This window comes from Microbacterium timonense (genome assembly GCF_900292075.1).
In the GTDB taxonomy this organism is placed as follows: Bacteria; Actinomycetota; Actinomycetes; order Actinomycetales; family Microbacteriaceae; genus Microbacterium; species Microbacterium timonense.
In genome coordinates this window covers 110,812-122,736 of the sequence record NZ_OLMV01000001.1, presented here as the reverse complement: position 1 = coordinate 122,736, position 11,925 = coordinate 110,812, and the positions used below count along the sequence as shown (strand labels likewise).

Sequence of the window (11,925 nt, the reverse complement as noted above, 5' to 3'; positions counted from 1 at the left end):
CTACCCCTGCGGGGCCGTCACGACACGTGAGACGGACGCCTCACCCACCGGCTGGACCCCTTCCAGTCCGAGGCCGATGTCGACGAGCACGACGTCGCCCGCGAGCTGCGGTCCTCGTCCCGCGGCCAGCCCCGCCTTCACCGCGCCGAACGTGACGGTGACGGATGCTGGAAGCACGGCGTCGTCGGCGGCTCCGCTGTCGGGATCCAGCCCGCTCGGGATGTCGACGGCGACGACGCGCGGCATCCCTCCGCGCCGCGCCAGCGGGAGCAGCGCCGTGACGGCCTCTCGCGCACGGCCGCGCAGCGCCGAGCGACCGGAGGCGCCGATGCCGAGGATGCCGTCGATGACGAGCGCGTAGTCGGCGCCGGCATCGGCGGCCTCGGGCAGTTCGATCCAGCGCACCCCCGCGCCCACGGCGGCCGCGAAGCCCGCCTCGTGGAAGCGCTCGGAGACGAGGAGCACGTCGACGTCTGCGACCGGCGCCAGTCGCGAGGCCGCGTACAGCGCATCGCCGCCGTTGTCACCGCTGCCGACGAGAACGAGAACGCGCGGGCGCGGGGCGTCCGCGCGTTCCCGCACGACCGGCTCGAGCGGGGCGAAGTGCCGGGCGCCGGGTGCGCCCATGAGCTCCTCACGGGCGATGGCGGCCAGCGCCGCCGCGGCGCGCTGCATCAACGGCACGTGCGCCTCCAGCAGCGGGCGCTCGGCGTCGCGGACCTGGTCGGCCGTGTACGTGGGGACGCGCTCGATCACGCGGACTCCTTCTGCCCCCTGGGATGGTCGGGCGGCTCAGCGGCGCGCTCCTGCGACGCCTGACGTTCGCGGTCGGCGGCGGCCCGCGCGTTCTCGAGCTCCTCGGTGGCCACGCGAACGGCATCCTCGGCCTGCCTCACACGACGCAGCGCGAACGTCGGCGAGCCGTACCGCTCCCGCACCCGGTCGACCCGCTCGCGCTCGGCGACGATGATCCAGACGGACGCCAACAGGATGACCTGTGCCGAGAGGTTCAGCCAGAGCAGCAGCGCGATGAGCGCCGCGAACGAGGCGAGGAGCGGATTGGATCCCGCTCCGCTGACGAACAGACCCGAGAGCTGCTGCAGCACCGTCAGCCCCGCGGCCCCCACGAGAGCGCCCGACCACAGCGCCGCGGGACGCGCCCGCACGCCGCTCAACGAGCGGAAGGCCAGCGCCACGACCGCCATGTCGAGCACGAACACGACGAGCAGCGAGACGGCGCGGGTGGCGAGCGTCGCGAAGTCGTCCTGGGTGATGCCGGCCCACTCGAGCACCGTCCCGACGAAAGACGTCCCCACGAACGTGGCCCCCGCCGACAGCACGAAGCCGCCGCCGATCGCCAGGGCCAGCAGGAGGTTCCGGAGCAGCACCCAGACGAAGAGCACATCGTCGTGCACCTTGTCGGCGAGGGTCCGCAGCGCCACGCGCAGGGAGCCGATCGCTCCGATCGCGGCGCCCACGAGGCCGATGAGCGCGATGATGCCGGCCACGGTCAGACCGGCGGGAGCCTCGATGTCGGTGACGTCGACGAGCCCGCCTTCGCCGACGAGCCCGGGGATCGCGGCATCCACCGCCTCCACCAGGGCTCGCCACGCCGCGGGGTTGTCGCTCAGCCACAACGCCGCGAACGAGAAGCCGAGAAGGACACCGGCGAACACCGAGAACAGCGCACGATACGTCACGCTGTCCGACAGCATCGGGCCACGACGCTCCGCATAGTGCAGCCACACCCGCACCAGGCGCAGCGACAACGCCCACGCGGTCACCCGCGCGAGCACACCGGGCAGACCCGGCGCCTGCGTCGAGGGTGCGGACGTGGAAGTCATGCCGCCAGGCTACTGACCCGATGTCGCGGCCCGGCCGGGGTTGACGCGGGCGCGGGGATCCGGCAGACCTATGATGTGGGTGGCGAAAGGGGGCCCGTGAAAGGACTCGCGAAGACGCTGGTTCGCAACGGCGTGGTCCACGCCGACGACATGTCCACGCTGGTCGCGCGCGCCGGCGAGGGCCCCGAGCTGCGCCAGGAACTCGTCTCGTCTCGGCTCGTGACCGAGGCGCAGATCGCCGAGGCCATCGCCGAGCACACCGGGCGCCCCTACGTCGACATCAGCGCGGCGGTCCTGGACCCCGAGATCATCGCCCTCGTGCCGCCGGCGCTGTGCCGCCGGTACCAGGTGATCCCCATCGCCCGGGGGCGACGCCAGCTGACGGTCGGGATGCTGGATCCCAACGACCTCATCGCGCTGGACGATCTCGCCACCGCGACCGACTTGAACATCGTCCCCGTGGTCGTGGCCGCCGACGCACTCACGACGGCATTCACCCGCTTCCTCCGATCGGACGAAGAGCTGAGCGACCTGTCGGAGCAGATCGGCGAGATCGCCGCCGTCGACGCCGGCCCCGGGACGACCGAGACTCTGCAGGACCAGGTCGACGACGCGCCGATCGTGCGGTTCGTGAATCTGCTCATCACGCAGGCGATCAACGACCGCGCCAGCGACATCCACATCGAGCCGGGCGAGCGGCAGCTGACCGTGCGGTACCGCATCGACGGCGTGCTCCACGAGATGCAGAAGGCCGACCGCGCGATCCAGGACGGCGTGATCTCGCGTCTGAAGATCATGGCCTCCATCGACATCGCGGAGCGGCGCCGCCCCCAGGACGGCCGCCTGTCGGTCCAGCACGAGGGGCGCCAGGTCGACCTGCGCCTGGCGACCCTGCCCACGGTGTGGGGCGAGAAGATCGTCATGCGCATCCTCGACAACCGGGCCCAGACGCTCACGATGGACGACCTGCGCTTCTCGATGATCAACGAGAAGCGGTTCCGCGAAGCGATCACCCGCCCGCACGGCATGGTGCTCGTGACCGGACCGACGGGATCCGGAAAGTCGACCACCCTCTACACGGCGCTGAACACCGTGGCCAACCCCCGCATCAACGTCATCACGGTGGAAGACCCGGTCGAGTACCGCATGGCAGGCATCAATCAGGTGCAGGTCAACCAGCGGGCGGGGATGACGTTCCAGGCAGCGCTGCGGTCGATCCTCCGATCCGACCCCGACGTGGTGCTCGTCGGCGAGATCCGCGATCAGGAGACCGCGACCATCTCCATCGAGGCGGCACTGACCGGTCACCTGGTGCTCTCGACGCTGCACACCAACGACGCCCCGAGCGCGCTCACCCGGCTGACCGAGATCGGCTGCGAGCCGTTCCTCGTGGGCACCGCCCTGTCGGCGGTGGTCGCGCAGCGCCTCGCTCGCCGGCTCTGCGTGAAATGCCGGGAGAGCTACCGGGAGTCCAGAGACACGCTGGACGCTGTCCGCTTCCCGTACCAGCCCTCCGATCCTCCGGTGCTCTACCGCGCCGTGGGCTGCAGCGCGTGCTCGGGCACCGGGTACAGCGGCCGGGTGGCCCTGCACGAGGTGATGACGCTCAGTGAAGGGCTCGAGCAGCTGGTCGTGCGCCACGCCACGGGCTCGGAGATGCGCGCGCTGGCGCTCTCGGAGGGGATGGTGTCGCTGCGCGACGACGGCTTCATGAAGGTCGCCGAGGGCATCACCACCATCGAGGAGGTGCTGCGCGTCACGCTGTGACGCGGCCGCGCCTCACTGGCCCTGCTGGCCCAGCTCGCCGTAGATCGAGAAGATCGGCATGTAGAGCGAGACGACCATGCCGCCGATGATGATGCCGATGCCGACGATGAGGATCGGCTCGATCGCCGAGGTCAGCTGGTCGGTGGCGGTCTCGACCTCGTTCTCGTAGAAGTCGGCGATGCTCGCGAGCATGTCGGCGAGCGTTCCGGATTCCTCCCCGACCGCCGCCATCTGCGCCACCATCGGCGGGAACACCTCGGCCTTGGCCAGCGGGGCGGCGAACGAGCGCCCCTGCTTGACGGATTCCTGGATGTCGCGCACCGCCTGCTCGACCTTGTAGTTGTTGGAGGCCGCGCCCACGATCGACAGGGCCTGCACCAGGGGCACGCCGGCGTGGAGCATCATCGACAGCCCGCGCGTGAAGCGGGCCACCGCGATCTTGGTGGCGAGGGGGCCGAAGACCGGCAGCTTGAGCTTGATCGGGTCGACGGCCTTCCGCACGCTGTCGTTCCGACGGTTGCGCACCCACCACAGCCAGCCGGCGATCGCGAGCACGATCATGACCGGCAGAATCCAGATCATGTTGTTGGAGAGGGTGACGAGGATCTGGGTCGGAAGGGGCAGCTCTGAGCCGAGGTTCTCGAACATCCCCTTGAACACCGGCACCACGAACGTCACCATGGCGATCACGCCGATGATCGCGATCGAGAAGACGATGATCGGGTAGGTCGTCGCCGACTTGATCTTCGCCTGGAGTTCGGCCTCGTTCTGGTAGGTCTCGGCGATCGTGGCGAGCGACTGCCCGAGGAAGCCGCCGGTCTCACCGACGCGCACCATGCTGACCAGCAGCGGGGGGAACACGTCGGGGTAGTTCGACAGCGCGGTGGAGAAGGACGCACCGGACTCCACGGCCGACTGCACCCCGATGAGGGCGCGCTGCAGCTTCTTGTCCTCCGCCTGCTCGATGAGGATCGACAGCGTGCGCATGAGCGGCAGACCCGCGTTGATGAGGCCCGCCATCTGCTTGGCGAAGACCGCCAACGTCGCCACCTTGACGCGCTTCTCGAACCCCGGGATCGAGATCTCCTGGTTCAGACCGGTCTTCGAGGCGAGGGTCACCTCCAGAGGCGTGAGGCCCTGTGCGCGCAGTTTCGCGGCGACCGCGCCGTCGCTGGCGGCCTCGATGGTGCCCTTGACGACGCCGCCGCCGGCCGCATCGATCGCGCGGTAGACGTACTCCTCGACGAGCGCCATCAGTGCCCCCAGCCCGCGGCCGCGCCGGACCGCAGCGACCAGGCTTCGGCATCCAGATCCCGCGGACGCACGCGGGCGTCGTCGAGGGACGACGGGTCCGACGCATATGACTTCGCGAGCGACATCGCGATGCTGCCGTCCTCGACGAGCCGGCGGAGGTCCTGATCCAGCGTGTGCATGCCCAGGCCGCCGCCCGCCTGCATCATGGAGTAGATCTGACTGACCTGGCCTTCGCGGATGAGGTTCGCGATCGCGGGGGTGTTGATCAGCACCTCGGTCGCGATGACGCGTCCATCGCTCTGCGCCATGGGCAGCAGCGTCTGGCTGATGATGCCCTGCAGGGTGTCTCCGAGCTGCGTGCGCACCTGCGTCTGCTGATCGGGCGGGAACGCGTCGACGATGCGGTTGATGGATTTCGCGGCGCTCTGGGTGTGCAGGGTCGACAGCACCAGGTGACCGGTCTCGGCTGCCGACAGCGCGGTCGAGATGGATTCCGGGTCACGCAGCTCGCCGATGAGGATGACGTCGGGGTCCTGTCGCAGCACGCGCCGCAGCGCCTCGGCGAACGAGCGGGTGTCGCTGCCGATCTCACGCTGGTGGATGAGCGACATGCGGCTGGTGTGCTGGAACTCGACCGGATCCTCCACCGTCACGATGTGCGCGGGCAGCGTGCGATTGACGATGTCGAGCATCGCCGTGAGGGTGGTCGACTTGCCCGACCCGGTGGGACCGGTGACGAGCACGAGTCCCCGAGGCTTGAGCACGAGATCGGCCGCGACCGCCGGCACGCCGAGCTTCTCGAGGCTGAACGCCTTGTCGGGAATGAAGCGCAGCGCCACCGCCACGTCGCCGAGCTGGCGGAAGACGTTGACCCGGAACCGGGCCACGTGCGGCACCGTGTACGACAGGTCCACCTCGCCGTGCTCGCGGAACTCGGCGATCTGCTCGTTCGTCATGATGCTGCCGATGGCGCTTTCCAGCCAGTTGGTGCCGGTCGGCTCCCCGTAACCCGGGATCGCCGCCAGGTCGCCCTTCACCCGCATGAGGGGCGGGTGGTTCGCCGTCAGGTGCACATCGGAGGCGCCTGCCGTGCCGGCAGCGGTCAGCATGCCGGTGAGAGAGGTGGAGTCGTAGGGCATGTCAGTTCTCCGTCCGGAGGAAGGCGTACGCGGTGACGATGAGTTTGAGGGGGCCGTCGTCGTCTTTGGTGAGGACGGATGATCCGATGGCGAGGAGCCGCGGCCCGGCGCCGAGTGCGTCGATGAAGGCCGCCGCCTGCGCGGCATCCGTCACCTCGACCTCGATCGTCGCCGTCACCTGCTGCTGGGGGGACGAGCCATCTCCGCCGCTGTCCGTCGCGGGAGCGGACGTCTCGTCCGCTGGGGGTGCGCCGTTCTCACCCGCCGCCGCATCAGGAGTCTCCGCCGCGCTCGGCTGCTCGGGTGCTGCGGCGGTCGCCCCGTCCTCCCCCAGGATCGCGCCGAGGTCGGTACGCGGGGTCCAGGGCACGAGGTCGGTCATCACCGTGCTCACGACGACGGCGCCCGTCTCGGTGGCCGCCGCACCCACCAGCTCATGGACATCATCGAGTTGCGGGATGACGGGGATGCCGCGACGCAAAGTCTCGACGTCGGCGCTGATCTGCGGCATCCGGTCGGCATCCGTCTGGAGCTGGGTCACCTGTGCGACGTAGATGTCGTTGGTTTGGGAGACGGTGCGCGTCTCGGAATCCGTCGCCTGGGCCTGGCCGTACAGCGGCAGCGCGATGAGCGCGACGCCGGCCAGCAGGATCGCGGCGATCACGACGATGCCGAGGAGGTTCACCAGCTGCGCGGGGATCTTCACTCCGACTCCTCTTTCGCGTAGGCGCCCGTGTAGATGCTCTGGTCGACCGTCACCCGGAGGATGTACGTGTACGTCCGCGTGCCGGTTTCGCCCTCCGAGGTGAGCTCCCAGCCATCGGCGTCCATCACGCCGGGGAGGGGGCGCACCGCGCGGATCAGCGGGACGATCTCGAGCGGGGTGGCGCTCTCGAACGTGAAGGTGCCGGCCGCGCCCACCTCCGCTGCCGGGTCGTCGCCTGCGGGCACCGGGCCCGCCGCCAGATCGAAGCCCGCGATGGTCACTCCCGCCGGGGTGACGTCCTGCACCATCGCGACCAGCGTCCGCCAGTCGAATTCGGATGCCATCGCCTGCGCACGGAAGTCGCCGAGCTCGTTCTCAAGGGCGATCGCTGCCCGCACATCAGAGAGGGCGGCGAGGTCGGTCAGGAGCGCGGTGGTGCGGAGGTTCTCGGCGGCGAGCCGCACCTCGGCGCCGAACCGCAGCGCGAAGGCGCCGCCGCTCGTGATGGCCACCAGGGTGAGCGCCACGACGATCCCCCACGCCCAGCGCCGGAGCAGCGACGCCCGCGCGCGCCGCTCGATCTCCGCCCGCGGCATCAGGTTGATCAGCGGCGCCCCGAAGCTCGCGGCCGGGTCGAGGGTCGCCATCAGCGGCCTCCCCGCAGGGCGAGTCCGACGGTGGTCACGAGGTTCAGGTCGTCGTCACCGGGCGGGATCGTCTTGCCACCCGCGAGGCGCGCGGCGCCGACGTACTCCACCGGGATCGGAAGGCTCGCCGCAAGAGCCGCCGCGAGACCCGGCGTGACGGACCCTGCGCCGCTCAGCAGCACGCGGGCGAGGGGGCGGTCGCCGGCGCGCTCGGAGTAGAACGCGAGCGTGCTGCGCAGCCGGGCGGCAAGATCCGCCACCGCCGCTTCCGAGAGCTCCGTCGGCCGTGCCGTGCGCACGCCGCCGCGCGACCGACGCATCGGCGGCTGCGATGAGGGCGGGACCGTCTCGAGCACCTCCTCGAGCTCGACCGCACCCTCGGCCGCCTCCGACAGCATCGCGAGCTCACGGGTGCGCGAGGCCTGCGTCGGGATGTCCACCGGGATGATGCGGACGAACCGCGGCACGCCGTCGCGCACGACGACGACGTAGCTCGTGTGGTCGCCGAGGTGGATGGCGGCGACGGTCTCTCCGGCGTCGGCGATGACCCCCGCCGCGCGAGCGAGGGCGAAGGGTGCGAGATCGACCACGTCGACGGTGACTTTCGCGCGCCCGACGGTCGAGACGAGGTCCTCCACCGTCTCGGCCACCGCTGCCACAAGGAGCCCGGTGACCTGATCGCCGTGCTGGGCGACCGGAGCGAAGTCGAGCACGGCCTGCTCGACCGGCACCGGGAGCAGGTCGTGCACCTGGAACGGGAGCGCCTGGCGCAGCAGGTCGGGCCGCAGCGCCTGTGTCGTGAACTCGCGCACCAGGATGCGGCGACTGCCGATGCCGAGGATCACCCGCTTGCTCCGGATGCCGGAACGCTGCCAGAGCTGCCGCAGCGCGAGCACCACGGCCTCGCGGTCGAACACCTCCGAGTCCTTCGCCGCACCCGGCGGGAGCGGCACGGCGCCGAAGGCCACCACGCTGGGCGCGCGTCCGATCGTCACCTCGGCGGCGCGCACGCCCTCCTCGGTCACTTCCAGCCCGACGATCGTCTTCGCCATGCCGCCTCCTTGTCTTCCGCTCGCCGTCAGCCGGCGAAGATGAGCCCCGTGTACCAGCGGGCGACGGCATCCCCCGCGAAGATGCCGATCCATGCGCCTGCGATCATCCACGGGCCGAACGGGATCGCGGTCTTGCGCCCGGCGCGCTTCGTCGCGAGCAACGCGAGCCCGAACACTCCGCCGAGGAGGAAGGCGGCGAACGCGCCGACGACCAGGGCGCCCCAGCCGAGCCACCCGAGCGCGATCCCCAGGACACCGGCGAGCTTCACGTCGCCCCCACCCATCCCAGCGGGGCGGACGAGCCGCAGCACGAGATAGAAGGCATACAGCACGATGCCGCCGGCGACCGCCTGCAGGAGCGCAGCCCAGTCGGCGCCGAGAACGCACGCCAGCGTGAACAGTCCGAGCAGCACGGGGTACGCGGGGAGGACGATCGCGTTCGGCAGCCGGTGCACGTCGAGGTCGATGAGCGTCAGTGCCACGCTGATGGCAGCGAGGTAGAGGTACGCGATGACGACGGGCGCGACCGAGGCCGTGAACCCGGGCTCTTCCACCGCGTACAGAGCCCACCACGCCACGGCGACGAAGGCCGCGGCGGTCGCGAGTTCCACCGCGGGGTAGCGTGTCGAAATGGATGCTCCGCACGACGCGCACCGGCCCCTCAGCGCGAGCCACGAGATCACCGGCACGTTCTGCCAGGGCCTGACCGGTGCGTCGCAGGACGGACACCTGCTCTCCCTCGTCAGCGGGATGCCTGCGGGCATGCGGTAGACGACGACGTTCAGGAACGAGCCGATCACCAGCCCGAACAACCCGGCGAACACCAGGACGAAGACGGCGACGGCGGGATCGGTCACGGTTGCACATCCCGGAGGGAGAGAAGGGTGCCGAGTCCCGCGGGCGTCTCCCCGCCGCCCGTGCCGGGCCACGGTTCGACGTCTTCACCGAAGTCATACCCCGGGATGCTGCGAGGCGCGAAGGCGACCTTGACACCGCCGCCGAACGACAGCCGACCCGAGTAGACCTGGCCGCGGAAGGTGGCCGTGCCGCTGTTGAACTTCATCGCGCAAGGCGTGTAGATGTAGATCGCGATGGTCGGGTCGACGGTCGAATCGTTCAGCTGCTGCGAGTCCTGCGCCGGCCAGTCGCACTGTGGGTCGGCGACGGCTGGCTTGCTGTCCGGGGTGATCAAGTAGATGGTATGAGGCTGCCCGTCCGCGCTCTTGAACTTCGTTCCCGACAGGTACCAGCCGTTCGCGATGATCGCGATGTCGTTGTTGACCTTGACCACCTTGTTGGCGCCGCCGGAATTGGTGTCGAAGTTCCCGCTGCACGCGCGGATGTCGAAGATCATGCGGGTGCTCAGCACGGAGGTCAGCGATGTTACGTCGGCCGAGTTGCCCGACCACTTGCTGCAACCGATCCCTGTCACGGTGGTGAGCGCATAACCGGCGTCGGCCCAAGCTTGCGGAGGAGTCGTGGCGTTCACCGGCACGAATTGCACGTCCTGCCAGTCCGGGATGTCGGGAAGCGTTGGGGGAAGGAGCGACGTGTTCTTGACGATCGCGCCCTTGACGATGTTCGGTCCCCAGTTGCCGTAGCTCCCCCTGTACACGAAGTTGCCTGAGATGAGGTCGCTTCCGAGCGTGCTGGAACCCGTCCCTGCTGCGGTGACGCTTCCATAAACCCGACCGCCGTTCACATACACGGTGCCGCCGACGAAGACGTTGCCTTGCATCATTCCGGACTTGCCCACTGTTCCCGTGATCTCATGCTGAACGTTCTTCGGCGCAATCAGGGTGCCCTCGATGGTGCCTCCGTTGACGTCGGCCATTCCGCCGATGAAGGCGCTGCCTTCGACGAGACAGCCGGTGTCGAGTTTCAAATTTCCTATCTCGGTGTAGATGTCGCCGGGGAGGACCGAACCGGCACCGCACTCGATGTTCCCTGTCGATGCGAACACTCCCGCGGCACCCGTGAACTCGTCGATTCCGATCTCGCTGTTGACATCGTCGAACACATACGAGTTCATGCGGGACGTCATGCCATGCGTGTAGAACAGTCCAGGGCCGCCGGCGGTGGGCGGGGTCGCTCCGGGATCGGTCTCGAGCTCGTAGACCGCCCGCACCGTGGTGTGTGCGCCGCCCTCCGAAGTCCCGGTCGACTCGAACACGACGAGCCCGGTGGCGTCATCGCAGCTACTGGTGGCGGTGTAGCGCGAACCCGCTCCAAGACTCACGTTCGACAGGGTCTGCTCGCACACGTCCCCCCTCCCGGCGCGCGCGACGAGCTCGGCGATCCCGGCATCGGCTGCGGCCCGTGACTGCGCGGTGCTGCGCCCGCCCGCAGCGAGGCCAGAGGTGTTGGTGACGATGACCCCGAGCGTGAGCGCTCCGATGCTGAGCACCAGCATCACGATGAGCACCGAGATAAGGGTGGACCCATCGTCCTTGCGGCGCTGTGAGACGCGACCTACCAGCATGCGGGCACCTCATCCGCGTTCGCGACCGCCTGTGCCGTCACGCCGTCGGTGACGCGAGCGGTTTCGTCGCCGACCGTCACGGCGATGCCGACATCGATCCCGCGCACTCCGTTCATTGCGAATGCGGCGCCTGCGGCCAGCGTTCCTCGCGCACCCTGTGTCAACGGCTTCCAAGACGACACGTCGACACCGCGGGCATCTGTTCCGGAGCTGTAGCGGAGTGCTCCCCCCACGTCGAGCGCCCACGCGCGGCACTCGAATCCTCCCGCCGCGGTCATGACCACGGCGTCGACGCGGGCACCGGAACCGCTGACGGCGACAGCCGTCGCGTTGCGGATGGATGACTGCAGAGAGGTGCTCACCACCAGAGCCTTTCCGGTCGCGCCGTCACGAGAGGTCGCCCGTTGCTGGGCGCTGAGCCCGTCGCTGAACAACACGGCGAGCAGGCCGAGGAAGAGTACCGAGACGAAGATGATGATGAGAAGCTCCACGAGCGTGACACCTTCCTCATCGGATGCGCTCCAACGCACGTTCACGGCTCGGAGACCAGGGCGAGAGTCGGAAGGGTGACCAGCACCCGGCCGTTCGGATCCCGCACCTTCACCGCCACCGCGACGGTCGCGGGGTACGACGCGGCACCGGTCGGGCAGGCGCCGATCTCCACGGTCGCGCTCATTCCCGTGCCCGCCGGATCGGCGATCGCGGCCGTCGACGGCACCGCCCTCGTGCGCAGCTCGGAGCATCGGGCCGGCCCCGCGGGGTCGACCCCGAATGCCGCTTTGACGGGCGCGAGCTGGGCATTGGCGAACGTTATCGCGGCCACGAGATCGCGGTTCACGACACTGGTGCGCGTCGCCCCGATCATGAGGGGCAGCACCGCCAGCGCGATCACGGCGAGGAGGAACATCGCGATGATGACCTCGACGATGCTGAATCCTTCGTCTGCGCGCGACACGATCGACCACCTCCTCCGCATTCGCGCTTCGGCCAGGTCCGGCGCCCCCCGGGCCGGACCTGGCCGATTACTCGCCTGA

Annotated in this window: 12 protein-coding genes; 1 reads left to right on the top strand and 11 read right to left on the bottom strand. The window is 69.5% G+C overall.

Annotation, left to right across the window (positions count from 1 at the left end; all coding sequences use genetic code 11):
* Together C9992_RS00610 and C9992_RS00605 are read right to left on the bottom strand one after the other, a co-directional pair.
* Positions 1–756 (bottom strand): NAD(P)H-hydrate epimerase, encoded by a 756-nt coding sequence (locus tag C9992_RS00610; protein WP_106813673.1) that lies wholly within the window; start codon positions 754–756, stop codon positions 1–3.
* Complete coding sequence (locus C9992_RS00605; protein ID WP_106813672.1) at positions 753–1,844, bottom strand: YhjD/YihY/BrkB family envelope integrity protein; 1,092 nt, start codon at positions 1,842–1,844, stop codon at positions 753–755. Before C9992_RS00605 ends, C9992_RS00610 begins: the two co-directional genes overlap by 4 nt.
* Positions 1,845–1,940: 96 nt before the next feature.
* On the opposite strand from C9992_RS00605, the gene C9992_RS00600 reads away from it, so the two are divergent.
* On the top strand, positions 1,941–3,611 hold the full coding sequence (locus C9992_RS00600; RefSeq protein ID WP_106813671.1) for a GspE/PulE family protein: 1,671 nt from the start codon (positions 1,941–1,943) through the stop codon (positions 3,609–3,611).
* Positions 3,612–3,623: 12 nt separating this feature from the next.
* Here the strand turns inward: C9992_RS00600 and C9992_RS00595 are convergent, their stop codons facing one another.
* The 9 genes from C9992_RS00595 to C9992_RS00555 are packed head-to-tail and all read right to left on the bottom strand — an operon-like array spanning position 3,624 to position 11,846.
* Entirely contained in the window at positions 3,624–4,865 is a 1,242-nt protein-coding gene (locus C9992_RS00595; protein ID WP_106813670.1) for a type II secretion system F family protein, read from the bottom strand.
* Positions 4,865–6,004, bottom strand: a complete 1,140-nt coding sequence (locus tag C9992_RS00590) for a type IV pilus twitching motility protein PilT (protein ID WP_106813669.1) — start codon at positions 6,002–6,004, stop codon at positions 4,865–4,867. The genes C9992_RS00595 and C9992_RS00590 overlap by 1 nt, the downstream gene beginning before the upstream one ends.
* A gap of 1 nt (position 6,005) precedes the next feature.
* Positions 6,006–6,710 carry a hypothetical protein gene (locus C9992_RS00585; protein ID WP_106813668.1) on the bottom strand — a complete coding sequence of 235 codons (705 nt, stop codon included), beginning with the start codon at positions 6,708–6,710 and terminating at the stop codon, positions 6,006–6,008.
* Positions 6,707–7,357 carry a hypothetical protein gene (locus C9992_RS00580; protein ID WP_106813667.1) on the bottom strand — a complete coding sequence of 217 codons (651 nt, stop codon included), beginning with the start codon at positions 7,355–7,357 and terminating at the stop codon, positions 6,707–6,709. The genes C9992_RS00585 and C9992_RS00580 overlap by 4 nt, the downstream gene beginning before the upstream one ends.
* Positions 7,357–8,409, bottom strand: coding sequence for a type IV pilus biogenesis protein PilM (pilM, locus tag C9992_RS00575; protein ID WP_160150815.1), 1,053 nt, complete (start codon positions 8,407–8,409; stop codon positions 7,357–7,359). Before pilM ends, C9992_RS00580 begins: the two co-directional genes overlap by 1 nt.
* Before the next feature lie 26 nt (positions 8,410–8,435).
* The gene (locus C9992_RS00570; protein WP_235007887.1) at positions 8,436–9,266 is read right to left on the bottom strand and encodes a prepilin peptidase; all 831 of its coding nucleotides are present in this window, start codon (positions 9,264–9,266) and stop codon (positions 8,436–8,438) included.
* Positions 9,263–10,891 (bottom strand): pilus assembly PilX N-terminal domain-containing protein, encoded by a 1,629-nt coding sequence (locus C9992_RS00565; RefSeq protein WP_146145279.1) that lies wholly within the window; start codon positions 10,889–10,891, stop codon positions 9,263–9,265. The genes C9992_RS00570 and C9992_RS00565 overlap by 4 nt, the downstream gene beginning before the upstream one ends.
* Entirely contained in the window at positions 10,882–11,427 is a 546-nt protein-coding gene (locus C9992_RS00560; protein ID WP_106813664.1) for a hypothetical protein, read from the bottom strand. Before C9992_RS00560 ends, C9992_RS00565 begins: the two co-directional genes overlap by 10 nt.
* A complete protein-coding gene (locus C9992_RS00555; protein WP_160150814.1) occupies positions 11,424–11,846 on the bottom strand; it encodes a type IV pilus modification PilV family protein in 423 nt (140 codons plus the stop codon). Before C9992_RS00555 ends, C9992_RS00560 begins: the two co-directional genes overlap by 4 nt.
* Between the last annotated feature and the right edge of the window lie 79 nt (positions 11,847–11,925).

Bases quoted from the DNA above. Each gene is read 5' to 3' on its own strand.
- C9992_RS00605 (WP_106813672.1), bottom strand. From the start codon at position 1,844: ATGACTTCCACGTCCGCACCCTCGACGCAGGCGCCGGGTCTGCCCGGT.
- C9992_RS00595 (WP_106813670.1), bottom strand. From the start codon at position 4,865: ATGGCGCTCGTCGAGGAGTACGTCTACCGCGCGATCGATGCGGCCGGC.
- C9992_RS00590 (WP_106813669.1), bottom strand. From the start codon at position 6,004: ATGCCCTACGACTCCACCTCTCTCACCGGCATGCTGACCGCTGCCGGC.
- C9992_RS00580 (WP_106813667.1), bottom strand. From the start codon at position 7,357: ATGGCGACCCTCGACCCGGCCGCGAGCTTCGGGGCGCCGCTGATCAAC.
- pilM (WP_160150815.1), bottom strand. From the start codon at position 8,409: ATGGCGAAGACGATCGTCGGGCTGGAAGTGACCGAGGAGGGCGTGCGC.
- C9992_RS00565 (WP_146145279.1), bottom strand. From the start codon at position 10,891: ATGCTGGTAGGTCGCGTCTCACAGCGCCGCAAGGACGATGGGTCCACC.